At 66.3% G+C, this 24,919-nt stretch carries 26 protein-coding genes; 15 read left to right on the plus strand and 11 right to left on the minus strand.

All coding sequences use genetic code 11. From position 1 onward, the window contains the following. Nucleotides 1-34: 34 nt before the first annotated feature. A complete protein-coding gene (locus V5F78_RS15235) occupies nucleotides 35-805 on the minus strand; it encodes an SDR family NAD(P)-dependent oxidoreductase (RefSeq protein ID WP_394071225.1) in 771 nt (256 codons plus the stop codon). A gap of 298 nt (nucleotides 806-1,103) precedes the next feature. On the opposite strand from V5F78_RS15235, the gene V5F78_RS15240 reads away from it, so the two are divergent. After that, nucleotides 1,104-1,703 carry an AprI/Inh family metalloprotease inhibitor gene (locus V5F78_RS15240; protein WP_394071224.1) on the plus strand — a complete coding sequence of 200 codons (600 nt, stop codon included), beginning with the start codon at nucleotides 1,104-1,106 and terminating at the stop codon, nucleotides 1,701-1,703. Nucleotides 1,704-1,884: 181 nt separating this feature from the next. Here V5F78_RS15240 and V5F78_RS15245 read toward each other — a convergent pair whose 3' ends face one another. After that, complete coding sequence (locus V5F78_RS15245; RefSeq protein ID WP_394071223.1) at nucleotides 1,885-2,070, minus strand: hypothetical protein; 186 nt, start codon at nucleotides 2,068-2,070, stop codon at nucleotides 1,885-1,887. Between the two features lie 104 nt (nucleotides 2,071-2,174). Beyond that, nucleotides 2,175-2,966 carry an enoyl-CoA hydratase/isomerase family protein gene (locus V5F78_RS15250; protein ID WP_394071222.1) on the minus strand — a complete coding sequence of 264 codons (792 nt, stop codon included), beginning with the start codon at nucleotides 2,964-2,966 and terminating at the stop codon, nucleotides 2,175-2,177. Between the two features lie 229 nt (nucleotides 2,967-3,195). On the opposite strand from V5F78_RS15250, the gene V5F78_RS15255 reads away from it, so the two are divergent. Beyond that, nucleotides 3,196-4,128: an NAD(P)H-dependent flavin oxidoreductase gene (locus tag V5F78_RS15255; protein WP_394071221.1), complete on the plus strand. Its 933-nt coding sequence runs from the start codon at nucleotides 3,196-3,198 to the stop codon at nucleotides 4,126-4,128. A gap of 10 nt (nucleotides 4,129-4,138) precedes the next feature. Here V5F78_RS15255 and V5F78_RS15260 read toward each other — a convergent pair whose 3' ends face one another. Together V5F78_RS15260 and V5F78_RS15265 are read right to left on the minus strand one after the other, a co-directional pair. Then, entirely contained in the window at nucleotides 4,139-5,230 is a 1,092-nt protein-coding gene (locus V5F78_RS15260) for an NADH:flavin oxidoreductase/NADH oxidase (RefSeq protein ID WP_394071220.1), read from the minus strand. 72 nt (nucleotides 5,231-5,302) lie between these two features. After that, the gene (locus tag V5F78_RS15265) at nucleotides 5,303-6,289 is read right to left on the minus strand and encodes a quinone oxidoreductase family protein (RefSeq protein ID WP_394071219.1); all 987 of its coding nucleotides are present in this window, start codon (nucleotides 6,287-6,289) and stop codon (nucleotides 5,303-5,305) included. A 186-nt stretch (nucleotides 6,290-6,475) separates the two neighbouring features. On the opposite strand from V5F78_RS15265, the gene V5F78_RS15270 reads away from it, so the two are divergent. The 9 genes from V5F78_RS15270 to V5F78_RS15310 all read left to right on the plus strand — a co-directional run bounded on the left by V5F78_RS15270 (nucleotide 6,476) and on the right by V5F78_RS15310 (nucleotide 14,451). Further along, the gene (locus tag V5F78_RS15270) at nucleotides 6,476-6,886 is read left to right on the plus strand and encodes an ArsR/SmtB family transcription factor (RefSeq protein ID WP_394071218.1); all 411 of its coding nucleotides are present in this window, start codon (nucleotides 6,476-6,478) and stop codon (nucleotides 6,884-6,886) included. A 206-nt stretch (nucleotides 6,887-7,092) separates the two neighbouring features. Further along, entirely contained in the window at nucleotides 7,093-7,407 is a 315-nt protein-coding gene (locus V5F78_RS15275) for a DUF2849 domain-containing protein (RefSeq protein WP_394071217.1), read from the plus strand. A 23-nt stretch (nucleotides 7,408-7,430) separates the two neighbouring features. Then, nucleotides 7,431-9,086: a nitrite/sulfite reductase gene (locus V5F78_RS15280; RefSeq protein WP_394071216.1), complete on the plus strand. Its 1,656-nt coding sequence runs from the start codon at nucleotides 7,431-7,433 to the stop codon at nucleotides 9,084-9,086. Continuing rightward, entirely contained in the window at nucleotides 9,073-9,573 is a 501-nt protein-coding gene (locus V5F78_RS15285) for a DUF934 domain-containing protein (protein WP_394071215.1), read from the plus strand. The genes V5F78_RS15280 and V5F78_RS15285 overlap by 14 nt, the downstream gene beginning before the upstream one ends. A 10-nt stretch (nucleotides 9,574-9,583) precedes the next feature. After that, nucleotides 9,584-10,309, plus strand: coding sequence for a phosphoadenylyl-sulfate reductase (locus tag V5F78_RS15290; RefSeq protein ID WP_394071214.1), 726 nt, complete (start codon nucleotides 9,584-9,586; stop codon nucleotides 10,307-10,309). Between the two features lie 151 nt (nucleotides 10,310-10,460). After that, on the plus strand, nucleotides 10,461-11,474 hold the full coding sequence (locus V5F78_RS15295) for a sulfate ABC transporter substrate-binding protein (RefSeq protein WP_394071213.1): 1,014 nt from the start codon (nucleotides 10,461-10,463) through the stop codon (nucleotides 11,472-11,474). Nucleotides 11,475-11,633: 159 nt separating this feature from the next. Then, nucleotides 11,634-12,491, plus strand: a complete 858-nt coding sequence (gene cysT, locus V5F78_RS15300; protein WP_394071212.1) for a sulfate ABC transporter permease subunit CysT — start codon at nucleotides 11,634-11,636, stop codon at nucleotides 12,489-12,491. A gap of 56 nt (nucleotides 12,492-12,547) precedes the next feature. Then, entirely contained in the window at nucleotides 12,548-13,405 is an 858-nt protein-coding gene (gene cysW, locus V5F78_RS15305; RefSeq protein ID WP_394071391.1) for a sulfate ABC transporter permease subunit CysW, read from the plus strand. Continuing rightward, nucleotides 13,402-14,451 carry a sulfate/molybdate ABC transporter ATP-binding protein gene (locus V5F78_RS15310; RefSeq protein ID WP_394071211.1) on the plus strand — a complete coding sequence of 350 codons (1,050 nt, stop codon included), beginning with the start codon at nucleotides 13,402-13,404 and terminating at the stop codon, nucleotides 14,449-14,451. The genes cysW and V5F78_RS15310 overlap by 4 nt, the downstream gene beginning before the upstream one ends. A gap of 343 nt (nucleotides 14,452-14,794) precedes the next feature. Here the strand turns inward: V5F78_RS15310 and V5F78_RS15315 are convergent, their stop codons facing one another. From V5F78_RS15315 to petA, 3 genes are read right to left on the minus strand one after another with little or no spacing between them, the layout of a single operon-like run. Then, a complete protein-coding gene (locus tag V5F78_RS15315) occupies nucleotides 14,795-15,631 on the minus strand; it encodes a cytochrome c1 (protein WP_394071210.1) in 837 nt (278 codons plus the stop codon). 20 nt (nucleotides 15,632-15,651) lie between these two features. Then, nucleotides 15,652-16,923: a cytochrome b gene (locus V5F78_RS15320; protein WP_394071209.1), complete on the minus strand. Its 1,272-nt coding sequence runs from the start codon at nucleotides 16,921-16,923 to the stop codon at nucleotides 15,652-15,654. 36 nt (nucleotides 16,924-16,959) lie between these two features. Next, the gene (gene petA, locus V5F78_RS15325) at nucleotides 16,960-17,484 is read right to left on the minus strand and encodes a ubiquinol-cytochrome c reductase iron-sulfur subunit (RefSeq protein ID WP_348844535.1); all 525 of its coding nucleotides are present in this window, start codon (nucleotides 17,482-17,484) and stop codon (nucleotides 16,960-16,962) included. Between the two features lie 267 nt (nucleotides 17,485-17,751). Here petA and V5F78_RS15330 point away from each other — a divergent pair, with 267 nt between their 5' ends. Genes V5F78_RS15330 through V5F78_RS15340 form a run of 3 tightly spaced genes read left to right on the plus strand, consistent with a single transcriptional unit; the run spans nucleotide 17,752 to nucleotide 20,134 of the window. Next, nucleotides 17,752-18,216: a tRNA (cytidine(34)-2'-O)-methyltransferase gene (locus V5F78_RS15330; protein ID WP_394071208.1), complete on the plus strand. Its 465-nt coding sequence runs from the start codon at nucleotides 17,752-17,754 to the stop codon at nucleotides 18,214-18,216. A gap of 49 nt (nucleotides 18,217-18,265) precedes the next feature. Beyond that, a complete protein-coding gene (locus tag V5F78_RS15335) occupies nucleotides 18,266-19,948 on the plus strand; it encodes an NAD+ synthase (RefSeq protein ID WP_394071207.1) in 1,683 nt (560 codons plus the stop codon). Nucleotides 19,949-19,975: 27 nt separating this feature from the next. Then, nucleotides 19,976-20,134 (plus strand): hypothetical protein, encoded by a 159-nt coding sequence (locus tag V5F78_RS15340; RefSeq protein WP_394071206.1) that lies wholly within the window; start codon nucleotides 19,976-19,978, stop codon nucleotides 20,132-20,134. A gap of 76 nt (nucleotides 20,135-20,210) precedes the next feature. Here the strand turns inward: V5F78_RS15340 and V5F78_RS15345 are convergent, their stop codons facing one another. After that, the gene (locus V5F78_RS15345) at nucleotides 20,211-21,434 is read right to left on the minus strand and encodes a patatin-like phospholipase family protein (protein WP_394071205.1); all 1,224 of its coding nucleotides are present in this window, start codon (nucleotides 21,432-21,434) and stop codon (nucleotides 20,211-20,213) included. Nucleotides 21,435-21,459: 25 nt separating this feature from the next. Continuing rightward, a complete protein-coding gene (locus V5F78_RS15350) occupies nucleotides 21,460-22,242 on the minus strand; it encodes a 3-hydroxybutyrate dehydrogenase (protein ID WP_394015332.1) in 783 nt (260 codons plus the stop codon). 370 nt (nucleotides 22,243-22,612) lie between these two features. On the opposite strand from V5F78_RS15350, the gene V5F78_RS15355 reads away from it, so the two are divergent. After that, the gene (locus tag V5F78_RS15355; RefSeq protein ID WP_394071204.1) at nucleotides 22,613-24,343 is read left to right on the plus strand and encodes a formate--tetrahydrofolate ligase; all 1,731 of its coding nucleotides are present in this window, start codon (nucleotides 22,613-22,615) and stop codon (nucleotides 24,341-24,343) included. A 197-nt stretch (nucleotides 24,344-24,540) separates the two neighbouring features. Here the strand turns inward: V5F78_RS15355 and V5F78_RS15360 are convergent, their stop codons facing one another. Continuing rightward, nucleotides 24,541-24,918 (minus strand): gamma-butyrobetaine hydroxylase family protein, encoded by a 378-nt coding sequence (locus V5F78_RS15360; RefSeq protein ID WP_394071203.1) that lies wholly within the window; start codon nucleotides 24,916-24,918, stop codon nucleotides 24,541-24,543. Between the last annotated feature and the right edge of the window lies 1 nt (nucleotide 24,919).

Here is a 24,919-nt window from a genome sequence, read left to right on the forward strand (position 1 = left end):
GCCCTCTCATCCGTGGCCGCGCGTGCGCGCCGCCTCATTTCCGCTTGATGGAGAGTGCGCTGAAGCTCTGGTCCGCGGCCAGGGCCTGGATGCGATTGATGTTCACGTTGCGCGGCACGGTGCAGCAGAAGAAAATCTGCTCGGCGATGTCCTCGCCGGTCAAGTGCTTCACGCCTTCATAGAGCTTGCCGGCGCGATCCTCGTCGCCCTTGAAGCGCACGATGGAGAATTCGGTCTCGGTCAGGCCGGGCTCCACATTGGTGACGCGCACGCCGGTGCCGACCACGTCCGCCCACACATTGAGCGCGAATTGTTTCACGAACGCCTTGGTCGCCCCATAGGTATTGCCGCCGGGATAGGGGAAATCGCCCGCCACGGAGCCGGTGAACACCACATGCCCCTCGCCCCGCGCGATCATCGCCGGCAGGCTCGCGCGCACCGTGTAGAGCACGCCATTGATATTGGTGGCGACCATCTCTTCCCAGTCGCTCATGTTCGCGGCCTGGGCAGGCTCCAGGCCCATGGCGAGGCCGGCATTGGCGCACACCACGTTATAATTTGCGAACGGCTCCGGCAGAGCGGCGAAGGCCGCTTGGGTCGCCTCGAAATCGCGCACGTCCAGTTCCAGGGTGTGGATGGCATCGCCGAACTCGGCGGCGAGAGCTGCGAGGCGATCGGCGCGGCGGCCGGTGACGATGACCTTGCTCCCAGCGGCCAGGAACCGCCGGGCGGTGGCGGCGCCGATGCCCGAAGTTCCGCCGGTGATGAGGACGGTCAGCGTCTTGGGGTCGAGCATCTGGTACATGGGTCACTCCGCGCGATTTGGCAGCACATAGAGAAAGAAGGGGGCCGCATAATCAAGCGTGCACGCGGCATGGACGGCAGCGCGAGGCATGCACCAGGGCGACGGCATCTTGTCGCGGCGCCCCTGGGTCATGCTCCCGCCATGTTCTCGATAAATTGTTCCGGCTTACGGTCTCCGCCTCCGGGGGAGCCCATGGCAGCCTGTTTTTGAGCCGGCATTAACGCTTTTTGCGTAAGCTGGACGGTGGCGTGAGAAAACAGGTGCCGGTAAGTTGCGGTTAGGTCCGGAGAGAGATTTGATGAAGTTCTTGTCCGCTTCGGCGGTCTTCGCCTCAGCGCTGGCTCTTGGGGGGTGCAGCACCGAGTTGGATGGCTTCGGAACGAAGACGAGCGCCGTGGAGTCCAATCGGGTTCTGTCCGCGCCGACCGCTTCGGTCGAGAGCGCGCCGATGCCGGCCCCGGTCACCGCCGCCAGTTCCGCGCCGCGTCCGTCCGGCGCCAATGCCACCACGGCGGCATCAGCGGTCACGCCCACGGCGGTTTCCACCGCCAGTTCGGTCCCCCTCACCCCGCCGCCGGTCAATCCGGGCGGTACAGCCTATGCCGCAAGCAATGAGCAGGAACAGCTGGCGGGCGCCTGGACTTTCGCTTGGGACGGGGGACAGCACAGCTGCCCGGTCACACTGTCCACGGTGCGCGGCGCGAGCGGGCTTGCGGCCCAGGCGGATATTTCCTGCCCGAGCGAAATCTTCATGACCAAGGGCTGGGATGTGCTGGGCTCGGATATCGTCCTGCAAAATCACGTGGGCAAGATCACCGCCCGGCTCCAACCCTCAGGCGCCAACCGTTATGTGGGCGTAATCGCCGACAACAACCAGCCGATCGTTCTGACCCGCTAAGGCGCAACACGCGGCCCGCCGCGGCGCTCTACCCGCCGCCGCCTTTCGCTCTTGAGGCCATAGCCTCCCCGAGGGCCAAGCCCACCGCCCCAGCCCGCGCTTCAAGCGCCCGCGCGGCGAGGCGGACCACCCCGGCACAGATCGGGACATTCGGATTTCAATGTATAGGCTGCGCTCCGCCTCAGCGGACGGATGCGCTCTGCAGGGCGGCGTGAGGCGCGACACGTGCGTCGGCGGTGTCCCGCACGCCGGAAAGGCCGCCGAGCAGCAGCGCCAGAATCACCGCATACGCCGCCCCGAACAGCGCCCAGTCCCGCCAGGAACGGGCACGGGGAGCGGGAGCGAAACGGGGGCCAGAGACACTCATTCAACTCATTCCATCTGCGTGATAGATTTATCTATTCGCATTCTGGAATATAAGTCAATATAACATGCTTATTCTGTTATTATTCACCCGAAGCCCGCCGCCATTCATCGCCCGGTAAAAACCGGCGCGCGCTTTTCCACGAAAGCGGCGGCGCCTTCGGCAAAATCAGCGGTGCCGGCGCACGCCACGAAGGCGGCACGCTCCGCCTCCAACTGCTCGGCCAGCGTGTTGTTGAACGACCCCCGCATCAGCGCCTTGATGCGCCCGAGCGCCTCGGTCGCGCCGGCGGCGAGGCGGCCGGCCAGCGCGTCGGTCTGCGCCTCCAGCTCGGCGAGCGGCACCACCTTGTTGATCATCCCGATGCGCAAGGCCTCCTGCGCGTCGATCACGTCCGACAGCAAAGCGAGCTCCAGCGCCTTGCGCAGGCCGATCACGCGGGGCAGGCTCCAACTGGCCGAGCCATCGGTACTGGTGCCGATGCGGCTGTAGGCCAGGGTGAAGCGGGCGTCATCGGCCGCGATCACGAGGTCCGCCGCCATGGCGACGCTGAGGCCGCCGCCCGCCACCGCGCCCTTCACCGAGGCGATCACCGGCTGGGCCAGGCCGTTGAGCACGGTAATGGCCTCGTGAAAGGGCACGATCAGGTCGCTGACCACATCCGGCGCGGAAGCGCCTGCCGCGTGGAAGCGCCCGACGTCGCCCCCCGCCAGGAACGCCCGCCCCTCGCCCGACATCACCACCACGCGCACGCTGGCATCGGCCGCGATCTTCACGGCGGCGTCGCGGAAGGCGAGGATCATCTGTTCGTTCAGGGCGTTCAGCACCTGGGGCCGGTTGAAGCGGATGCGGGCGATGCCGTCGGCAATGCTCAGCAGAATGGTTTCGCTCTCGGACACGTTGCGTCTCCCTGTTGGTGCCGCATTTCGGGCGGCTTGGAGCGCAGGCTGCACCGGGGCTTCGGCAAGGTCAACGCATAGGGCAACCCCTTGCCCCATTGGAAAGGGTGACACACACTGGCGGTCGCGACGGCCCGACATCCCGCATGGACGGGAGAGCCGCGCACGCAACGAACCGCGACATCACCGCACCCGTACGCGGAAGACATCGCTCCAGGAAGGACCGCCCATGTCCCTGCCCGCCGCCCTCGAGGGTCGTCTCAAGGCGCCGATCATCGCCGCCCCCATGTTCCTGGTCTCGAACCCGGACCTTGTGGTGGAAACCTGCCGCTCCGGCCTGCTCGGCACTTTCCCGGCGCTGAACCAGCGCTCGACTGAAGCGTATCGTGATTGGATCGACGAAGTGGAAGGCCGCCTCGCCGGCGAAGCGGAAGCCGCGCCCTATGGCGTCAATCTCATCGTCCACCGCAGCAACGAGCGCCTCCAGGCGGACATCGCCGTGACGGTGGAGAAGAAGGTGCCCCTGGTCATCACCTCGCTCGGCGCGGTGCCCGAGGTGGTGGAGGCGGTGCATTCCTACGGCGGCCTGGTGTTTCACGATGTGATCAGCCGCCGCCATGCGGAAAAGGCGGCGCAGGCGGGGGTGGATGGCATCATCGCCGTTGCCGCGGGCGCGGGCGGCCATGCGGGCAATTTGAGCCCATTCGCCCTGATCCCGGAAATCCGCGCGGTGTTCGACGGCACGATCATCCTGTCGGGCGCCATGTCCACCGGCGCCCATGTGGCGGCGGCGCGGATCATGGGGGCGGACCTCGCCTATCTCGGCACCCGCTTCATCGCCACCCGCGAGAGCGCCGCGCCGGATGGCTATAAGGAGATGATCGCGCAGGCCCATGCGGCGGACGTGGTCTACACCGCCGCGATTTCCGGCATCAACGCCAATTTCCTGCGCCCCAGCATCAAGGCGGCCGGGTTCGATCCGGACAACCTGCCCGAAGGCAAGAAGCTCGACCTGGAGCATGAGGCGCGGGCCTGGAAGAACATCTGGTCCGCCGGCCAAGGCGTCGGCGCGGTGCTGGATGAGCCGCCGGCGGCCCAATTGTGCCGCCGGTTGATCAGCGAATTTCTGGCCGCGCGGGACAGCGCCGCGCGGCTTCTGTAAGGCCCGCCGCTCAGCGGAACAGCGACCGCAGGCCCGAGGGCTGGCAGCGCAGATACTGGTTCGCGGCATGCACCTGCCCGCCAAGGGCGGCGGCGGCATGCCAGGGCCAGCGCGGATCGTAGAGGATGCCGCGCGCCAGGGCGATCATGTCCGCCTGCCCGGAGACGATGATGTCCTCGGCCTGCTGGGGCTCGGTGATGAGGCCGACGGCGATCGTCTGAAGGCCGGTCGCCTTGCGCACGCCCTCGGCGAATTCCACCTGATAGCCCGGCTTCACCGGGATCTGCTGCTTGGGCGAAAGGCCGCCGGTGGAGACGTGGATCAGTTCGCAGCCGCGCGCCTTCAGCGCCTTGGCGAAGGCGATGGTGCTCTCCAGGTCCCATCCCCCGTCCACCCAGTCGGTGGCGGAGACGCGCACGCTGATGGGCTTCTCCTTCGGCCATACCGCCCGCATCGCCTCGAACACTTCAAGCGGGAAGCGCATGCGGTTTTCCAGGCTGCCGCCGTAGGAATCGGTGCGCTGGTTGGAGAGCGGCGACAGGAATTGGTGCAGCAGGTAGCCGTGCGCACCGTGCAGTTCGATCAGCTCGAAACCGATGCGATCCGCCCGCCGGGCGGCGGCGACGAAAGCCTCCTTCACCCGCGCAAGGCCGGCTTCATCGAGCGCGATGGGAGCTTGGTCCGCCGGGTTGAAGGGCAAGGGGGAAGGCGCGTGCGGCACCCATCCACCGGCCGCGGGCAGCACGGCGCCGCCGCCGGCCCAAGGCACGTTCACGGAAGCCTTGCGTCCGGCATGCCCGAGCTGAATGCCGAGCGGCATGGGCGACTGCGCGCGCACGCGGGCGACCACGTCGGCGAGCGCGGCTTCGGTCTCGTCCGACCACAGGCCGAGGTCGTCCGGGGAAATCCGGCCGTCCGGCTCCACGGCGGTGGCTTCCAGAATCAGCAGGCCGGCGCCGGAAAGCGCGAGATTGCCGAGATGGATCAGGTGCCAGTCGGTGGCCGCTCCGTCCTTGGCCGAATATTGGCACATGGGCGCAATGATGATGCGGTTCTCAAGCGTCAGATTGCCCAGGGAGATGGGCGTGAAGAGCTGGCTCATGGAGGGGGTTCCAGATGGAAGGACGCAGGCGGCATCCCGCACCCAGGGGCGCGGGACCGTACGATCGGGGTTTCAGGGAATGAGCAGGATGGCGCCTTGGGTTGTGCGCGCCTCGGCGGCTTCGTGCGCCTTCACCACGTCGGCGAGCGGGAAGCGGGCACCGATGGTGGCCTTCACCATGCCTGCGGCGACCGCATCGAACAGGTCCGCCGCATTGGCGCGGAAGGTCGCCACATCGGCATTGTGGGGAAACACGGACGGGCGGGTCAGGAACAGGCAGCCCTTCTTGTTCAGCATCTCCGGGTCGATGGGCGGCTGCTTGCCGGACGCGGCGCCATAGGAGACCACGAGGCCGAACGGCGCTGTGAGGTCCAGCGACTTCAGCAGCGTGTCCTTGCCCACAGAATCATAGACCACCCGCGCCTTACGGCCGCCGGTCGCTTCCAGCACCTTCTCGACCCAGTCGGGCTTGGAATAATCCACTGCCACGTCGCAGCCGGCCGCGATCGCCGTGGCGACCTTTTCCGGCGAGCCGGCAGTGCCGACCACGAAGGCGCCCAGCGCCTTGGTCCAACTCGCGAGGATCTGCCCGACGCCGCCGGCGGCGGCATGGATCAGCACCATGTCGCCCGGCTGCACCGCATAGGTCTTCTTGACCAGATACTGGGCGGTCAGGCCCTTGAAGATCAAGGCGGCCGCCTGCTCGTCGCTGATGCCGGCGGGCACCTTCACCAGCCGCTCGGCCGGCACATTGCGCAGGTCGGCGTAGGCCCCGAGGCCGGCATTCATATAGGCGACATGGTCGCCCACCTTGAGATCGCGCACATCGCTGCCCACCGCCGCGATGATGCCGGCCGCCTCGTGGCCGAGACCCGACGGCAGCGGCAAGGGATAGATGCCGGAGCGCTGGTAGACGTCGATATAATTGAAGCCGATGGCGCTCTGGCGCAGCTGCACTTCGCCGGGTCCGGGCGCGGGCAGGTCCCGCGTCTCGATCCCCATCACATCCGCCGCCCCGAACGCGGCGATCTTGACCTCACGCGCTTGCGTCATGCTCATGCCCTTTGCTCCGCGCCCCTTATGAGGTACGCTTTCCATCGTACCTAAACTGGGTTGAGGTACGATGCAAGTCGTACCTATATGGGAGATCGCATGTCGCGGGCCTCGCGCTCCGCCCCAGGGATCCCGCCAACCAAGTCATCCCGCCGGTGCAAGTGATCCGGCGGTGCAATTGAAGGAGAAAGCGTGCCCGACGCCGAAGGCCATCCCGCCCCCGAGGACATGGAACTGGGCAAGATCTTCGCAGCCCTGGCGGATCCGTTGCGGCGCAAGGTGGTGCTGACCCTTCTCCAAGAGGACGGCGAGACGCCGCGCGCATGCGGCACCTTCGGCATGCCGGTGGCGAAGGCGACCCGCACCCATCACTTTCGCGTGCTGCGCGAGGCCGGCCTGATCTTCCAGGTGGACCGCGGCAACGGCCGGCTTAACAGCCTGCGCCGTACCGAACTGAACCAGAGGTTCCCCGGCCTACTGGACCTGCTGATGCACGAAAGTGCCCGTGAAGCCGCCAAGACGGCAGCGGCGGAGGCGGTTTCCGGGACGACATCCGCCGCCGCGCAGGGTGAGACGCGCGCCAAGGTTGCCGCCCGCGCCTGAAGCGCGCTGTGCTGCACTGCATCATTTCTGCAATCATGCTAACGTAAAATCAATCCTTCTCACATACGCGGCATGTGAGAATTCTCGATTGCACCGTGAACCAACCTATTTTACAATCCGTCTAAGCGATAATCCTCTAATTACACGATTATTCGTTGTTATTTAGGCGCACTTCCGCGCCTGGCAAGGACGACCGGACAGGGACCATGACCTCCCCGCTACAGCAGAAGCTGAAGATCAACGGCCCGACGGTCGTCACCGCCAATCGCCTGTCGGATGGCGTCTCCGTGTGGCTGACGCCGTCCCACGACTGGTCCGAGCGGATCGCCGACGCAGCGGTGGCCACCACCTCCGAGCAGGCGCTGGCCTTGCTCACGACGGCCCATGGCGATGAGAACCGCGCGGTAGGCGCCTATGCCGCCGCCGCCACGCTCGGCGCCGACGGCAAGCCCGCGCCGGTCAATCTGCGCGAGCGCATCCGCGTCAACGGCCCCACCGTCTCCCTGGACCGCGCCGCCTGAGCGCCCCGTACCGGATCCCTACGATGTATGTCTATGACGAGTTCGACCGTACATTCCTCCAGGAGCGGGTCCGCGAGTTCCGCGACCAGGTCGAGCGCCGCCTGAGCGGCGAATTGAACGAGGAAGAGTTCAAGCCGCTGCGGCTGATGAACGGCGTCTATCTGCAATTGCACGCCTATATGCTGCGGATCGCGATCCCCTACGGCACCCTCTCGGCTCCGCAGATGCGCGCGCTCGCCCATGTGGCGCGCCGCTACGACAAGGGCTACGGGCATTTCACCACCCGGCAGAACATCCAGTTCAACTGGATCAAGCTCGCCGAACTGCCGGACGCCATGGACGATCTCGCCAAGGCCGGCATGCACGGGCTCCAGACCTCGGGCAATTGCATCCGCAACACCACCACCGACCAATGGGCGGGCGCTACGCCGGAAGAGATCGAGGACCCGCGCCTCTATGCGGAAATCATCCGCCAGTGGTCCACGCTGCATCCCGAATTCACGTATCTCCCGCGTAAGTTCAAGATCGCCATCACGGCCGCCAAGCACGACCGCGCCGCCATCCGCGTGCACGACATCGGCCTGCGCCTGCACAAGAAGGACGGGGAAATCGGCTTCGAGGTGATCGTCGGCGGCGGCCTCGGCCGCACCCCCTTCATCGGCAAGACCGTGCGCGAGTTCCTGCCCAGGCGCGACCTGCTCTCCTATCTGGAAGCGATCCTGCGCACCTATAATTCCGGTGGGCGGCGCGACAATATCTACAAGGCGCGCATCAAGATCCAGGTGCACGAAATCGGCACCGAGGAATTCACCCGCCGGGTGGAGGAGGAGTGGGCGCAGATCAAGGACGGCGCCCTCGCCCTCGACGAGGCGGCGCTCGACACCATCCGCGCGCATTTCCAGACGCCGGATTTCGAAATTCTGCCCGAGCAATCGCCGGAACTCGCCGAATCCCTGGCGAAGGATCGCGAATTTGCCCGTTGGCATGCGAATTCCGTGAACGCCCACAAGGTGGCGGGACACGCCATCGTCACCATTTCGCTCAAGCCCGTCGGCAAGCCGCCGGGCGATGCCACGGCCGAGCAGATGGACGCCATCGCCGATCTTTCAGAGCGTTACGGCTATGGCGAGATCCGCGTCGCCCACGAGCAGAACCTGACCCTTCCCCATGTGCGGCAGAAGGATCTCTACACCCTGTGGCAGCAGCTTTCCGCCCAGGGGCTGGCGACCCCGAACGTCGGTCTCGTGACCGACATCATCGCTTGCCCGGGCCTGGATTATTGCGCGCTCGCCAATACCCGGTCGATCCCGCTGGCCCAGCGCATCACCGAGCGGTTCGCGGACAATGACCGCATCGCAGAGGTGGGGCGCATGCACATTAATATTTCCGGCTGCATCAATGCCTGCGGCCACCACCATGTGGGCCATATCGGCATTCTCGGGGTGGAGAAGAAGGACCAGGAATTCTACCAGATCACCTTGGGCGGAAAGGCCAATCACAAGGCGCGCCTGGGCGAGTTGCTGGGGCCTGCGGTGTCCGAGACCGAGGTGGTCGATGTGGTGGAGCGGATCGTCGATACCTATCTCGCCCTGCGCCACGACAAATCCGAAAGCTTCATCTCCGTGGTCCAGCGCCTCGGCATCGAGCCCTTCAAGGAGCGCGCCTATGTCGCTGGTTAAGAACGGCGTTGCCGCCACCGACCCGTTCGTGCGCGTCGAAGATGGCGCGCCCCTCCCCTCCGGCCCGGTGCTGATCCCGCTCGCCCGCTTCCTGGCCGAGCATGAGGCACTCGCCGGCCGGAACGAGCCAGTGGGCGTGCTGGTGCCCAATAATGCCGATGTGCGCGCCCTTGAACCGCATCTGCGCCAGATCGCCTTGATCGTGCTGACTTTTCCGAAGTTTCGCGATGGCCGCGCCTATACCCAGGCGCGCCTGTTGCGCGAGCGGCTCGGCTTCACCGGCGAACTGCGCGCCGCCGGCGATGTGCTGCGCGACCAATTGCTGATGATGGTGCGCTGCGGCTTCAATGCGTTCGAGATTTCCAAAGCCGCCGATGCCGGCGCCCTGGAAGACGCATTGAAGACCTATTCCGTGTTCTACCAGCCGACAGCCGATGGGCGTCCTGTCGCCCTGCGGGCTCGCCTTGCCGCCGCGCGGCAGGACTGAGGACCTTGTCATGAGCAATCCCTCACCGCTGCTCGAGCCTGAAACCGTGCTCGCGCGCCGGGCCGCCGAGCTGAATGCGCGGCTGGAAGATGCCGACCCGCGCGCGATCATCGCCGCCGCCCAGGAAGACTTCTCCGGCCGTGTGGCCAGCGTGTCCTCCTTCGGCGCGGAATCCGTGGTGCTGCTGCACATGGTGGCGCAGGTGGACCGCGCTATGCCGGTGCTCTTTCTCGACACTGGCCACCTCTTTCCCGAGACGCTGGCTTATCGCGACCAGCTCATCGACCGCCTGGGACTGACGCAGGTTTTGACCTCCCATCCGGACGAAGCCGAGCGCACGGTGCGGGACGGCGACAATGATCTTTGGGCCTCGGATACCGACGCCTGCTGTGCGCTGCGTAAAGTGGAGCCGCTGGCGCGCGCGCTCTCGCCGTTCGACGCGTGGCTAAACGGACGCAAGCGGTACCAGGCCGTGACGCGCCTGCGGATCCCCGTGGTGGAAGCGGACGGCCGGCACATCAAGTTCAACCCGCTCGCGGCCTTCGGCCCGGGGGAAATCGCAAGCTGGATCCAAATCCACGGGCTGCCGGAGCACCCGCTGAAGACATTCGGGTTCGCTTCTGTCGGCTGCATGCCCTGCACCAGCCGCGTCGCACCCGGCGAAGATTCGCGCGCCGGACGCTGGCGCGGCGCGGCCAAGACCGAATGCGGCATTCATCTGCGCCGCGCCGGATAAGCCTGACGCTCACACATAAATTCTATAGATTTTATTGAATTAAAATATTGACCGGCCGGGAAAGCGATGACATCGTTCTTAAATCCGAACGATCCCTCGTCCCCGGCGTCGTACCTTCCGTTGCGTCAGGGATGTGCCAGCCGGAGGTACCATGTCCGCTCGCTTCTCGCTTCCCCGCTTTGCCGCGGCGGCCACACTGGCCCTCTCCCTCGCCGCACCTGCCCGCGCCGCAGATGTGACGCTGCTCAACGTTTCCTATGATCCAACCCGCGAATTCTATGTGGAATTCAACAAGGCGTTTGCGGCGCAACTGGCCAAAGATGCGCTCGGCAGCACGCTCACGGTGCGCCAGTCCCATGGCGGTTCGGGCAAGCAGGCCCGCTCGGTGATCGACGGGCTGGAAGCGGACGTCGTGACCCTCGCCCTCGCCTATGACATCGACGCCATCGCGGCGCGAGGCCTGTTGGCGGCGGATTGGCAAAAACGCCTGCCGGACAATGCGGCGCCCTACACCTCGACCATCGTTTTCCTGGTGCGCAAGGGCAATCCCAAGGGCATCAAGGATTGGAACGACCTGATCAAGCCCGGCATCAAGGTGGTGACGCCGAACCCGAAGACCTCGGGCGGCGCGCGCTGGAATTATCTTGCCGCCTGGGGCTATGCCCTCAAGCACAATGGCGGGGATGAGGCCAAGGCCAAGGACTTCGTCGCCGCCCTGTTCAAGAATGCGCCCGTGCTGGATACCGGCGCGCGCGGCTCCACGGTCACCTTCGTCGAGCGCGGCATCGGCGATGTGCTGATCGCCTGGGAGAACGAGGCCTATCTCTCCATCAACGAGCTTGGCCCGGACAAGTTCGATATCATCACCCCCTCGCTCTCCATCCTGGCGGAGCCGCCGGTGGCGGTGGTGGACAAGGTCGCGGACAAGCACGGCACCCGGCAGGTGGCCGAAGCTTATCTGAAGTATCTTTATTCGCCCGAAGGCCAGGAGATCGCGGCCAAGAACTATTACCGGCCCCGAAATCCGGCCGTGGCAGCGAAATACAAAGACAAATTCGCGCCGGTGGAGCTGTTCACCATCGACCAGGTGTTCGGCGGCTGGGCGAAAGCGCAGAAGACCCATTTCTCCGATGGTGGCGTCTTCGATCAGATTTATTCCAATTGACCACGGCCGAACATCTCCCGCCCCTCATCGCGGGGGTGGGAGGGCCCAACCCGCGGCGCATGTGGCGCCTGCGGCGGCCTCGCCTTCTCTTCCCCCCTTTCCCCAGCGTCCTCATGGGATCAGGATCGCCCGTATCGGGGATTTGACCGAAAGAACACGATGGCCACTGCCACCGCATCGCGGCTCACCTTCCGCAAGCCCAGCGTCATTCCGGGCTTCGGCCTCACATTCGGCCTGACGCTGACGTGGCTGTGCCTGATCGTTCTGCTGCCGCTGTCCGCGTTGTTTCTCAAGACCAGCGAATTGAGTTTCGACCGGCTCGTGACCATCATGAGCAACGCGCGCACGCTGCATGCGCTGCAGATCTCGTTCGGCCTCTCGCTCGCCGCCGCCGCCATCAATCTCGTGTTCGGCGGTCTCGTGGCCTGGGTGCTGGTGCGCTATGATTTTCCCTTCAAGCGGGTGATGGATGCCCTTATCGACATTCCGTTCGCTTTGCCCACGGCGGTCGCCGGCATCGCACTGACCACGCTCTATGCCGAAAACGGCTGGATCGGCAGCCTGTTGGCGCCGCTGGGCATCCAGGTGTCGTTCACGCCACTGGGCATCCTTGTTGCCTTGGTCTTCATCGGCCTTCCGTTCGTGGTGCGCACGGTGCAGCCGGTGCTGGCCGATCTCGATGCCGAGCTGGAAGACGCCGCCGCGAGCCTGGGCGCGACACGGGCGCAGACCGTCTGGCGGGTGGTTCTGCCCTCCATCTGGCCGGCCTTGCTCACCGGATTCGCCATGGCGTTCGCTCGTGCGGTCGGGGAATATGGCTCGGTCATCTTCATCGCCGGCAACCTGCCGAACGTGTCGGAGATCGCTCCGCTGCTGATCGTGATTCGGCTGGAAGAGTTCCGCTATGCCGACGCCACCGCCATTGCCAGCGTGATGCTGCTTGCTGCCTTCGTCCTCCTTTTCATCATCAACCGTTTGCAAAATTGGGCACAATCGCGCGGCGGGAGGGAAAGGTGAGCGCGCGGGAGCCGGTCACCCTCGCCGCGTCGCTGGCCTCCGACGGGCCGCCCACGCTGGCGCGGCAGGCGGCGGCGCAATCGGGCCACCGCCCCGCCCGCACCGAGCCGGCGGCAGTGCGCATCGCCCTCACCGTGATCGCCCTGGCTTTTCTCGGCCTGTTCATCGGCTTGCCGCTGCTGCTGGTGTTCGTGGAGGCCTTCAAGCGCGGTTTTTCCGCCTATGTTTCTGCGCTGACCGATCCTGACGCGCTCGCCGCGATCCGCCTCACCCTGCTGGTGGCGGCGATCTCGGTGAGCGCCAATCTGATCTTCGGGCTGGTCGCGTCCTGGGCCATCGCGAAGTTCGATTTCACCGGCAAGAGCCTGCTCATCACCTTGATCGACCTGCCCTTTTCAGTTTCGCCGGTGGTGGCGGGGCTGATCTATGTGCTGCTGTTCGGCAGCCAGGGCCTGTTTGCGGCCTATCTCCAGGCGTGGGACGTGAAGATCATCTTCGCCTTGCCCGGCATCGTGCTGGCGACCATCTTCGTCACCTTTCCCTTCGTGGCGCGCGAGCTGATTCCGCTGATGCAGGAACAGGGCACGGCGGAGGAGGAGGCGGCGATCTCTCTCGGCGCCTCGGGCCTCTCCACCTTCTTTCGGGTGACCTTGCCCAATGTGAAATGGGCGCTGCTCTATGGCGTGCTGCTCTGCAACGCCCGCGCCATGGGCGAGTTTGGGGCGGTGTCGGTGGTATCGGGCCATGTGCGCGGTCTCACCAACACCATGCCGCTGCACATCGAGATTCTGTACAACGAGTATCAGTTCGGCGCCTCGTTCGCGGTCGCCTCGCTGCTCGCCCTGCTGGCCTTGGTGACGCTGATCGCCAAGACCCTTCTGGAAAGCCGGCTCGCGGAGGAGGAACCCCGATGAGCATCGACGTCGTCAATATCTCCAAGACCTACAAGGCTTTCGCGGCCCTGGATGGGGTGAACCTGCACATTCCCACCGGCGAACTGGTGGCGCTGCTCGGCCCTTCCGGCTCGGGCAAGACCACGTTGCTGCGCATCATCGCCGGCCTGGAATGGCCGGATAGCGGGGAGATCCGCTTCGATGGCGCGGATGCGCTCAATCGCTCGGTGGGCGAGCGCAACGTGGGCTTCGTGTTCCAGCACTATGCCCTGTTCCGCCATATGAGCGTGTTCGAGAACGTCGCGTTCGGCCTGCGGGTGCGCAAGGGGGCCGGGAAGCTTCCCGATGCCGCGATCCGCGCCAAGGTCAACGAGTTGCTCGCCCTGGTGCAGATCGACTGGCTGGCCGAGCGCTATCCCGCCCAGCTCTCCGGCGGCCAGCGCCAAAGGGTGGCACTCGCCCGCGCGCTCGCCATCTCCCCGCGCATCCTGCTGCTGGACGAACCGTTCGGCGCATTGGATGCCAAGGTGCGCAAGGAATTGCGCCGCTGGCTGCGGCACCTGCACGAGGAACTCCCTGTCACCTCCGTGCTCGTGACCCACGACCAGGAAGAGGCGCTGGAATTGGCCGACCGGGTGGTGGTGATGGGCAAGGGCCGGATCGAGCAGATCGGCACGCCCGGCGAGGTCTATGAGGCCCCAGCCACAGCCTTCGTGCATGATTTCATTGGGGAAAGTCTGGCGCTGCCGGCCGATGTGCGGGGCGGCCGGCTGTTTCTGGGTGAGCGGGCGATCGCGCTGGATTCCCAAGGCGCCGGCGAAGGGCCGGCCCGCCTTCTGGCGCGGCCGCACGAGGTGGACCTCGCCGATCCGGCGGACGCGCCCTTTTTCGGCAAGGTGCTGGCGGTGCGCACATTTGGGCCGATCCGGCGGGCGGATATCGAGATCGCTGTGCCGACGGGCCATGTGGTGGTGGAAGTGGCGGTGCCTTTTGGGGCGGGGCTGGAGATCGGGTCGCAGGTCGGCCTGGTGCCGCGCCGCTACCGGGTGTTCGGCGCCGAAACCTAGAGAAAATCGGCGCCGGCGCGGTGCGCCGAGGCCCTGTCGGGAGCAAAATGTTTCACGTGAAACAATGAGTTAGCGTAGACGAACAGCGGTTTGATGGCACATCTCCGCGCCTTTCTGGGCGTGTCACGCAAACGAAACCGCCATTTCCGGCGATCTTCCCCAATCCGAAATTCGGCGACCGCACATGCACTGGCGACCACGCGCCCGTGCCGCCGGACGAGCAGGTCGCCCCGTGCACACATGGCCGTCGCCACCGGCGGCAGCGCGTCCCCAGGGTGCGTGCCGCCAAAGAAAAGGGCCCCACGCGGGGGCCCTTCGGTCGGCTTGGAGCGGGCGGCGGCGCTTAGTGCGCCACATCCTTCCAGACCTTCTTCTTGGTGAAGTACAGCAGGCCGGAAAACACGATCAGGAAGATCATGACCTGGAAGCCGATGCGCTTGCGTGCGTCGAGATGGGGCTCGGCCATCCACATCATGAAGGCGGCCACGTCGCGGGAATAATTATCCAGCGTCGCGGGCGTGCCGTCGGTGTATTCCACCTGGCCGTCGCTGATCGGCTTGGGCATGGCGATCTGGTGGCCGGGGAAATATTTGTTGTAGTGCAGGCCGGCCTGCACCTTCATGCCTTCCGGCGGGTCCACATAGCCGTTCAGCAAGGCGTGGATATAGTCCACCCCGCCTTCCTGATACTGCGTGAAGGCGTCCAGGATGAAGCCCGGGAAGCCGACGTGGCTGGCGCGCGCCTTGGCGAGCACCGAGAAGTCCGGCGGCAGGGCGCCGCCATTGGCGACGCGCGCCGCCGGATCGTTGGGGAACGGCGCCGGCCAATGGTCGGAAAGGCGGCCGGGGCGCTGGAACATCTCGCCCTGGTCGTTCGGCCCGTCGGTGATCTGATATTCGCTCGCCACCGCCTTGGCCTGGGCCTCGCTGAAGCCGGGGCCGCCGGGCTGCGCCAGGTTGCGGAAGTAGAAGAAATTGGCCGAGTGGCAGCTGGCGCAGACTTCACGGAACACCTTGAAGCCACGCTGGAGCTGCCCCTGGTCGAAACTGCCGAAGGGACCGGCGAACGACCAGGATTCCCGGTGGGGAAGATCGTCGTGCCCGCCTTCGGCGGCCCGTGCCGGCGCACCGAGCAGGAGGGCCGCCGCGACGGCACCGAAGAGGATACTGCGCTTGATCATCTCTCTCTCCGCGTGCTCGCTCAGCCCTTGGTCTGCGGGGCGGCCGCGCCCGCGACCACCGTGGCGCCATTGCGCGCCAGGACGGCGTCCGCGATGGAGGCCGGCAGCGGCTTCGGGCGCTCGAACAGGCCGAGCAGAGGCAGGATGACGAGGAAGTGAATGAAGTAATAGGCCGTCAGGATGCGCGAGGCGATGACGAAACCGCCTTCCGCCGGCTGCGAGCCGAGATAGCCGAGGCCCACCGCCACCACCGCGAAGATCCAGAAGAACTGGCGGTAGAGGGGACGATAGCGGGCCGAGCGCACCTTGGAGGTGTCAAGCCAAGGCAGGAAGGCCAGCACCGCGATGGCGCTGAACATGGCGAGCACGCCGCCGAGCTTGTCCGGGATCGAACGCAGGATCGCGTAGAAGGGCAGGAAGTACCATTCCGGCACGATGTGCGCGGGCGTGGAGAGCGGGTTGGCCGGAATGTAATTGTCCGGATGGCCCATGTAGTTCGGGATGTAGAAGATGAAGTAGGAGAAGAACAGCAGGAACACCACCATGCCGAAGATGTCCTTCACCGTCGCGTACGGGGTGAACGGCACGGTGTCCTTGGCGACGCTCTTCACTTCCACGCCGTCGGGATTGTTCTGGCCCACGTGATGCAGCGCCCAGATGTGCAGGATCACGACGCCCGCGATCATGAAGGGCAGCAGATAATGCAGGGCGAAGAAGCGGTTCAGGGTCGGGTCGCCGACCGAATAGCCGCCCCACAGCCATTCCACGATCACCTTGCCGACCAGCGGAATGGCGGAGAACAGGTTGGTGATGACGGTGGCGCCCCAATAGGACATCTGGCCCCAGGGCAGCACATAGCCCATGAAGGCGGTGGCCATCATCAGCAGGTAGATGATCACGCCGAGGATCCACAGCACTTCGCGGGGCGCCTTGTAGGAGCCGTAATAGAGGCCGCGGAAGATGTGAATGTAGACCGCGATGAAGAACATCGAGGCGCCGTTGGCGTGGATGTAGCGCAGCAGCCAGCCGAAGCTCACGTCGCGCATGATGTGCTCGACGCGGGCGAAGGAGATCGGCGCATACGCGGTGTAGTGCATCGCCAGCACGACGCCGGACAGGATCTGCACACCCAGCATCATCGTTAGGATGGCGCCGAACGTGTACCAATAATTCAGATTCTTCGGCGTGGGATAGGCCACCGCCGAGGAATGCATGAGCCCCATGATCGGCAACCGGCTCTCGAACCAGCGCGCGATCTTTCCCTGGGGCTGGTAGGTGGAATGTCCTTCCATGGGTCCAACCTTTTTTGAGCGGGCGACGACCGCGCGTCAGCCAATCACGATCTTGGAGTCAGAAACGAAATTGTACGGCGGCACCGCCAGATTCAGCGGCGCCGGCCCGACGCGCACGCGGCCCGAAGAATCATATTGCGAGCCGTGGCAGGGGCAGAACCAGCCGTCGTAATTGCCCTGGTGGCCGAGCGGGACGCAGCCGAGATGGGTGCAGATGCCGATCACCACGAGCCATTTGTCGTGGCCGGCCTTCACGCGGTCCTGGTCGGTCTGCGGGTCGATCAGCTGGTTGAGCGGCACCGCGCGGGCGAGTTCCACGTCCTTCGCGAGCCGGTTGAACACGAAGATCGGCTTGCCGCGCCACATGAAGGTGACGATCTGGCCTTCCTGGATCGGCGACAGGTCCACCTCGGTGGTGGAGAGCGCGAGCACGGACGCATCCGGCTGCAGCTGGGAAACGAACGGCCAGATCATGCCGGCGACGCCCACCGCGCCGACAGCGCCGGTCGCGATATAAAGGAAGTCCCGGCGGTTGGTTCCCGACGTCTCCGTATGTGCCACGGCGCTTGTCCTCACTCGTCTGTCCGATCAGACCATCGCGGCGCGCAGTTCCTGCGGGATAATCGTTGCACGGGAATCCCCAAACGGGCCGCGCGCGACGCGAGGTCGAATGTGACAGCTCCGCTTACGCAAAGAGCCACCTTCGAGTGCCTCTAATTGCACCCTCTTTTGCCCTTGTCCAGATCGCCGCCATGCGGCACGCGGTCCTGCTTCTGCCCGAACACTGGCACGATGTAGCCATATTTGTCCCGCGGAGACCGCGTCCACATGATCCTCGCCCTTTATTGTCCGGATATTGCGCAGAATGCCGGAACCTGCCTGCGCACCGGCGCATGCCTTGGTGTGCCCGTTCATTTCATCGAGCCCGCCGGCTTCCCGCTCGGCGCCGCCGCGTTCCGCAGGGCCGGCATGGATTATGTCGACCATGTGGAGTTTGTACGGCACGATTCGTTCGCGGCGTTCGACGCCTGGCGGCGCGCGGAGGGACGGCGGCTGGTGCTTTTCACCACGCGCGGCGCAATGCCTTACGTTGAGTTCGCGTTTTCCCCGCAAGATGTCTTGCTGTTCGGGCGCGAGTCGGCCGGCGTGCCGGATGAGGTGCACGCGAGCGCCGATGCACGGCTGGTCATTCCCCTGCGTCCCGGCCTGCGCTCGCTCAATGTGGCCGTGTCCGCAGGCATCGCACTCGCCGAGGGGTTGCGGCAGACGCACGGCTTTCCCGCTTCGTCCTGACCCTTCACCCCTTCCGCCCGCGCTCCGCGGCGGCTAAAGCTGCGGTGCCATGATCGAACCTGCTTCCTCCGTTCCCGCAGACCGGCTGCTGATCGCGGCCGCCCAGCTCAATCCCGTGGTCGGCGATGTCGCGGGCAATGCCGCGCGCATCCGCGCCGTGCGCGACGAGGCCAAGGCGCAGGGCGCCGACCTCGTGGTGTTCAGCGAATTGTTCCTGTGCGGCTATCCGCCTGAGGATCTGGTGCTGAAGCCGGCGTTCCAGCAGGCCTGCCGGCAGGCGGTCGAGGCGCTCGCCGCCGAGAGCGCCGAGGGCCCGGCCCTGCTGGTGGGTTCGCCCTGGATGGACAACGGCCGGCTCCACAATGCCGTGCTGCTGCTGGAGGGCGGGCGCATCGCCGCGATCCGCTACAAGGTGGACCTGCCCAATTACGGCGTGTTCGACGAGAAGCGGGTGTTCGTACCCGGCCCCCTGCCCGGCCCGATCCCGTTCAAGGGCGTGCGGCTCGGCGTGCCGGTGTGCGAGGACATCTGGGGGCCGGACGTGGTGGAATGCCTCGCCGAGACCGGCGCGGAAATCCTCATCGTGCCGAACGGCTCGCCCTATCGCCGGTCGGTCTATGACGAGCGCGCCAACATCGCCGTCGCGCGCGTGGTGGAGAGCGGGCTGCCGCTGCTCTATGTGAACCAGGTGGGCGGGCAGGACGAGCTGGTGTTCGACGGCGCCTCGTTCGCGCTGAATGCCGACCGCACGCTCGCCATGCAATTCCCCGGCTTCCAGGAGCGGGTGCGCCTCACCGTGTGGGAGCGCTTCGCCAATGGCTGGCGCTGCAGCGAGGCGCCGCTGGCCGACCGGATCGAGGGCGACGAGGCCGATTATGCCGCCTGCGTACTCGGGCTGCGGGACTATGTGACCAAGAACGGCTTTCCCGGCGTGGTGCTCGGGCTTTCCGGCGGCGTGGACAGCGCCATCTGCGCCGCCATGGCGGTGGACGCGCTCGGGCCGGACAAGGTCCATTGCATCATGCTGCCCTATCGCTACACCTCGGCCGACAGCTTCGCCGATGCGGCGGAAGTGGCCGAGAAGCTCGGCATCCGCTACGATATCGTGCCGATCGCCCCGGCGGTCGAGGCGCTGGAAGGCGTGCTCGCGCCCCTGTTCGCCGGCCGCGAGAAGGATGTGACGGAGGAGAACCTCCAGTCCCGCGTGCGCGGCACACTGCTGATGTCGATCTCCAACAAGTTCGGCCCCATGGTGGTGACCACGGGCAACAAGTCGGAAATGTCCACCGGCTATGCCACGCTCTATGGCGACATGAACGGCGGCTACAATCCCATCAAGGATCTGTACAAGACCGAGGTGTTCCGCCTCTCCCACCTGCGCAACCGCTGGAAGCCGGTGGGCGCGCTCGGCCCGGACGGCGAGGTGATCGCCCCGCGCCTGATCGACAAGCCGCCCACCGCCGAACTGCGCGAGAACCAGAAGGACCAGGATTCGCTCCCGCCCTACGAGGTGCTCGACGCGATCCTCGCCCGGCTGGTGGAATCGGAAACCTCGGTGGCGCAATTGGTGGCGGAAGGGTTCGACGAAGCGCTGGTGAAGCGGGTGGACCGCATGCTGAACCTTGCCGAATACAAGCGCCGGCAGGCCGCGCCGGGCGTGAAGGTCACGGTGCGCAATTTCGGCCGCGACCGCCGCTATCCCATCACCAACCGCTTCCGCGATCCCGGCTGAGGGCGGGGAGCCGCGTTCGGTCCCCCCGTGGATCGCCTTCCTGGCTTGACGCCGTTGCAGCAGATCCTCGTCATGCACGGGCTCGACCCGCGCATCCACGCGGCGCCGCTGGCGCCAGCTTTTCAAGGCCCCTGCCGGCTGCCCGGCATGGATGGCCGGGACGAGCCCGGCCATGACGGCTGGTGAAAGAAAGACAATCGCACGCACCCGACGTCCGGCGCCTCGACGTGGCGCCGCCCGGACCGCTTGACGGCAATCCGTCCTAGTCCGCCAGTTCAAGCCGCAAATCGAGGGTGGAGCGCTTGCCGAGGTCGTCGAAATGGGCGGCGAGGAAATCCTCCGCCGCCTTGCGGCCCACGTCCCGCAAATGCTGAAGGAACGCCCATTCGGCATTGAGCTTGGAGGAGAGGTCGAAATCCACCAATTGGTCGGTGCCGATGCGGTGCAGGCGCACCCGCCGATAGCCCGAGCCGCCCAGAGTCCAGCGGGTCAGCAGCCCCTGTTCGATCAATTGGGTGGCGTGGTCGATGGCGCGCAATTGGGAGAGCAGCGAGGCGTTGAAGGTGATCTCGTTGATGCGGTTCTGGATCTCCGCCGCCGTGCGGGGCGTCTGTTCGCGCACCACGGGATTGATCTGCACCAGCACGATGTCGTCCGCATCCACCTTCTCATAGAGCGGAAACAGCGGCGGATTACCCATGTAGCCGCCGTCCCAATAGGGCACGCCGTCGATCTCCACCGCCTGGAACAGGAACGGCAGGCACGCCGAGGCCATCACCGCGTCGGCGGTCATCTCCGTATGGCCGAAGACGCGCGCGCGCCCCGTGTGCACATTGGTGGCGGAGATGAACACCTTCACGTCCGAGGCGCGGATCGCCTCGAAATCCACATGGGCGTCGATGATCTCGCGCAGCGGATTGATGTTCAACGGGTTGAAATCATACGGGGAAAAGAACCGGGCCGCGACTTCCATGGCGAGATAGGCCGGGTTCTTGGCGAGCGACCAGTTTCCCATCAGCCGGTCGAACGCCGAGCGCTGGATCGGCGACATGCGCCCGTCGCGGGAGACATCGCGCCAGAACTGGGTCAGCGCGCCGCGCGCCTGCTCGCGGTCGCCCTTGGCAAGGCCCGAGGCCAGCACCACCGCGTTCATCGCCCCGGCGCTGGTGCCGGAAATGCCGGAAATGACCAGCCGGTCTTCCTGGAGGATGCGGTCCACCACGCCCCAGGTGAAGGCCCCATGGGCGCCGCCGCCCTGGAGCGCGAGGGAAATCTGCTTGACGCTGGACGTGCCGCCGGCACCCTTGGCGGAGGCCTTCGCCCCCGCCGCCTTGCCGGTGCCCTTGGCCTTGGAGCCCTTGGCTTTCGCGCCCTCGGCCTTCGTGCCCCCGGCCCCGCCAGCCATGCCGCCCGGGGGTGTTTCCCCCGGAGGCGTGGTGTCGGATGCCGCGGGCCCGCCGGCCTTGGCGCCGCCGCGCAAGTTCATCGTGCGGCCTCCGGCAGCGCCGGGATCACTCGGCGACCCAGCCGCCGTCGATCTGCTGCATGGAGCCGGTGATGGAGCGGGCATTGTCGGAGGCGAGGAACACGGCGAGCGCGGCGACTTCTTCCACGGTCACGAATTCCTTGGTGGGCTGGGCGGCGAGCAGCACGTCCTTCTTGACCTGCTCTTCCGTCATGCCGCGCGCCTTGGCGGTGTCGGGGATCTGCTTTTCCACCAGCGGGGTCCACACATAGCCGGGGCAGATGGCGTTGCAGGTGATGCCGAAGGTGGCGGTTTCCAGCGCCGTGACCTTGGTGAGGCCGGCGATGCCGTGCTTGGCCGCCACATAGGCCGACTTGAAGGGCGAGCCGACCAGCGCGTGGGCGGACGCGGTATTGATGATGCGGCCCCACTTCTTCGCCTTCATGCCGGGGATGGCGGCGCGGGTGGCGAAGAAGGCGGCGGAGAGATTGATCGCGATGATCATGTTCCAGGTCTCGATCGGGAATTCCTCGATCGGCGCCACATGCTGGATGCCGGCATTGTTGACCAGGATGTCGCAGGCGCCGAACTCGGTCTCGGCGAGCTTCACCATGCCGCCGATCTCTTCCGCATTGAGCATGTTGGCGTCGGAATAGAGCGCCTTGACGCCGAAGTCGCTCTCGATCTTTTTGCGCTCGGCCTCGATGGCGGCGGCGTCGCCGAGGCCGTTGATGACCACGTTCGCGCCCTGCTCCGCGAAGGCGCGCGCATAAGCGAGCCCGATACCGCTGGTGGACCCGGTAACGACGGCGACCTTACCCTTCAGCATGGTTCTATCCCTCAAGCTCGATGCGACCCGCACGCAGAACGGGGGCCGATGGCGATGGTTTAGCGGGGCGGTGTGACGCTGGCGTCACGCCGGCGTTCATGGTCCTCGCGCCGCGACCTTGCTCCCTCCGCCGCCGCGGTGCAATGCAAACAAGGCGATGATGTGGGAGGAGGCACATGGCGAGACACGAGGCCACATAACAAGACGCGGCGTGCGCGCCGGCACGGCCCGGCAGGGCCGCCTTCGCCCTGGATAGCGCCGGGCCGTGCGGAAAATAAGGCGCCATTGGTGCACCTGCATCCGGCCAAGGCTTGCCGCCTCTGCAACTCCCGGCTAGAGCGCTTGTGACGTAAAACCGGGAAACACCCGCATGCACCAGACGACGGCACGCCAGATCGACCCCGCCAGCGATGCCGCCATCGCCGCCAGCGTGGTGCCCTTGCCGATCGAGCAGGTGGGCGAAAAGCTCGGCATCCCCGCCGATGCGCTGTTCCGCTACGGCCCGCACAAGGCCAAGCTCTCCCAGGATTTCGTGCGCACCCTCACCGATGGGGCCGGCGCCATCGCCCCGAGCCGCGCGGGCGCAAAGCCGGGCAAGCTGATTCTGGTCACCGCCATCAGCCCGACGCCGGCGGGCGAAGGCAAGACCACCACCACCATCGGCCTCGGCGATGCCCTCACCCGCATCGGCAAGCGCACCGCCGTGTGCCTGCGCGAACCCTCGCTCGGTCCCTGCTTCGGCTCCAAGGGCGGGGCGACTGGCGGCGGGCGGGCGCAGATCGTGCCCATGCAGGACATCAACCTGCATTTCACCGGCGACCTCCACGCCATCGGCGCCGCGCACAATCTGCTCTCGGCGCTCATCGACAATCACATGTACTGGGGCAATGCGCTCGACCTCGACGCCCGGCGCATCACCTGGCGGCGGGTGCTGGACCTCAACGACCGCGCCCTACGCGAAATCGTCACCGGCCTCGGCGGCGCGCCCAACGGCTTTCCGCGCGAGGACGGGTTCGACATCACGGTGGCGAGCGAGGTGATGGCCATCTTCTGTCTCGCCAAGTCTCTGCCGGAGCTGGAAGAGCGCCTCGCCCGCATGGTCATCGGCCAGACCCGGGGCCGGCGCATGGTCACGGCGGGCGAACTGAAGGGCGTCGGCGCCATGGTGGCGCTGCTGCGCGACGCGTTCCAGCCGAACCTCGTGCAGACCATGGAGCATACCCCGGCGCTGGTGCATGGCGGGCCGTTCGCCAACATCGCCCACGGCTGCAACAGCGTGATCGCCACCCGCAGCGCCCTGGCGCTGGCCGATTACGTGGTCACCGAAGCCGGCTTCGGCGCGGATCTCGGCGCGGAAAAATTCATGGACATCAAGTGCCGCCAGGCCGGCCTTGCCCCCGACGCGGTGGTGGTGGTCGCGACCATCCGGGCGCTGAAGATGCACGGCGGCGTCGCCGTGAAGGAACTCAACGGCGAGAATCTCGCCGCCGTCCATACCGGCATCGACAATCTGGTGCGCCATGTGGAGAACATGCGCGGCTTCGGCGTGCCGGTGGTGGTGGCGCTGAACCGCTTCACCTCCGACACGCCCGGCGAGGTAGAGGTGGTGCGCTCCACCCTCGCCGCGCTCGGCGTCAACGTGCACGTGTGCACCCATTGGTCGGACGGCGGCGTCGGCGCGGAAGCCCTGGCGCACGAGGTGGTGGCGCTCGCCGCGCGCCCGAACGCGTTCAGCCCGCTCTACCCCGACGAGATGCCCCTGGCGCAGAAGATCGAGACGGTCGCCAAGCGCATCTATCATGCGGGCGGCGTGAGCTTCAGCGCCACCGCCGCCGCGCGTCTCGCCGAGCTGGAAGCAGCCGGTTTCGGCCGCCTGCCGGTGTGCATGGCCAAGACGCAATACAGCTTCTCGGCCGACCCCAAGGCGCGCAACGCGCCGAGCGATCACACCCTGCCGGTGCGCGAGGTGCGCCTTTCCGCCGGCGCCGGCTTCGTGGTGGCGCTGGCGGGCGACATCATGACCATGCCGGGCCTGCCCTCGGTGCCGGCGGCCGAACACATCTTCGTGGATGCGCACGGCGTCATCGGCGGGCTCTCCTGACGCCCTAGGACCAATCCGCACCCTAGCGCGGCGGGTGTCCGGCAGAGCACCGTCATGCACGGGCGCGTCCCGTGCATCCACGCGGCACCGGCTGCACTGGCTTTCAAAGGCCGTGCGGGCGGCCCGGCGTGGATGGCGGGGACACGCCCGGCCATGACGAAATCAGCCTCAAGGCAAAGTCCACCCGCGAGAGCGCCCTATCCCCGCGAGAGGCCCTGCGCCTGCAAGGCTTCGAGATAGGCTGCGAAGCGCGTCTCCTGCTCCAGGCCCAGCGTGCGCAGCAACGGCCACGTATAAAGCCCGGTGCCGTGGCCGTCGTCGAAGCCGAGGCGCACCGCATAGCTGCCCACCGGCTCCACCGCGACGATGCGCACCGCGCGCTTGCCGGGCACGGTGATCTTCTCGTGCGGCGCATGGCCTTGCACCTCCGCCGAGGGGCTTTCCACGCGCAGGTATTCCGCCGGCAAGGTGAAGCTGGAGCCATCGTCGAAGCTCACCTGAAGGGCGTGCTTGTCGTGGATCAGCCGCACTTCCGTGGGCCAGATCTCCGGCGCGGCCGGGTCAGCCGATGTCATG

The organism is Roseixanthobacter glucoisosaccharinicivorans (assembly GCF_043195095.2).
GTDB lineage: Bacteria > Pseudomonadota > Alphaproteobacteria > Rhizobiales > Xanthobacteraceae > NCEH01.

Excerpts from the sequence above, each read along its gene's own strand:
- V5F78_RS15285 (WP_394071215.1), top strand. The coding sequence starts at position 9,073 with ATGTCGCTGGTTAAGAACGGCGTTGCCGCCACCGACCCGTTCGTGCGC.
- V5F78_RS15315 (WP_394071210.1), bottom strand. The coding sequence starts at position 15,631 with ATGATCAAGCGCAGTATCCTCTTCGGTGCCGTCGCGGCGGCCCTCCTG.
- V5F78_RS15275 (WP_394071217.1), top strand. The coding sequence starts at position 7,093 with ATGACCTCCCCGCTACAGCAGAAGCTGAAGATCAACGGCCCGACGGTC.
- cysT (WP_394071212.1), top strand. The coding sequence starts at position 11,634 with ATGGCCACTGCCACCGCATCGCGGCTCACCTTCCGCAAGCCCAGCGTC.
- V5F78_RS15310 (WP_394071211.1), top strand. The coding sequence starts at position 13,402 with ATGAGCATCGACGTCGTCAATATCTCCAAGACCTACAAGGCTTTCGCG.
- V5F78_RS15330 (WP_394071208.1), top strand. The coding sequence starts at position 17,752 with ATGATCCTCGCCCTTTATTGTCCGGATATTGCGCAGAATGCCGGAACC.
- V5F78_RS15345 (WP_394071205.1), bottom strand. The coding sequence starts at position 21,434 with ATGAACTTGCGCGGCGGCGCCAAGGCCGGCGGGCCCGCGGCATCCGAC.
- V5F78_RS15280 (WP_394071216.1), top strand. The coding sequence starts at position 7,431 with ATGTATGTCTATGACGAGTTCGACCGTACATTCCTCCAGGAGCGGGTC.
- V5F78_RS15360 (WP_394071203.1), bottom strand. The coding sequence starts at position 24,918 with ATGACATCGGCTGACCCGGCCGCGCCGGAGATCTGGCCCACGGAAGTG.
- V5F78_RS15320 (WP_394071209.1), bottom strand. The coding sequence starts at position 16,923 with ATGGAAGGACATTCCACCTACCAGCCCCAGGGAAAGATCGCGCGCTGG.
- V5F78_RS15355 (WP_394071204.1), top strand. The coding sequence starts at position 22,613 with ATGCACCAGACGACGGCACGCCAGATCGACCCCGCCAGCGATGCCGCC.
- V5F78_RS15290 (WP_394071214.1), top strand. The coding sequence starts at position 9,584 with ATGAGCAATCCCTCACCGCTGCTCGAGCCTGAAACCGTGCTCGCGCGC.
- V5F78_RS15240 (WP_394071224.1), top strand. The coding sequence starts at position 1,104 with ATGAAGTTCTTGTCCGCTTCGGCGGTCTTCGCCTCAGCGCTGGCTCTT.
- V5F78_RS15350 (WP_394015332.1), bottom strand. The coding sequence starts at position 22,242 with ATGCTGAAGGGTAAGGTCGCCGTCGTTACCGGGTCCACCAGCGGTATC.
- V5F78_RS15255 (WP_394071221.1), top strand. The coding sequence starts at position 3,196 with ATGTCCCTGCCCGCCGCCCTCGAGGGTCGTCTCAAGGCGCCGATCATC.
- V5F78_RS15245 (WP_394071223.1), bottom strand. The coding sequence starts at position 2,070 with ATGAGTGTCTCTGGCCCCCGTTTCGCTCCCGCTCCCCGTGCCCGTTCC.
- V5F78_RS15235 (WP_394071225.1), bottom strand. The coding sequence starts at position 805 with ATGTACCAGATGCTCGACCCCAAGACGCTGACCGTCCTCATCACCGGC.
- V5F78_RS15295 (WP_394071213.1), top strand. The coding sequence starts at position 10,461 with ATGTCCGCTCGCTTCTCGCTTCCCCGCTTTGCCGCGGCGGCCACACTG.
- V5F78_RS15260 (WP_394071220.1), bottom strand. The coding sequence starts at position 5,230 with ATGAGCCAGCTCTTCACGCCCATCTCCCTGGGCAATCTGACGCTTGAG.
- V5F78_RS15265 (WP_394071219.1), bottom strand. The coding sequence starts at position 6,289 with ATGAGCATGACGCAAGCGCGTGAGGTCAAGATCGCCGCGTTCGGGGCG.
- V5F78_RS15335 (WP_394071207.1), top strand. The coding sequence starts at position 18,266 with ATGATCGAACCTGCTTCCTCCGTTCCCGCAGACCGGCTGCTGATCGCG.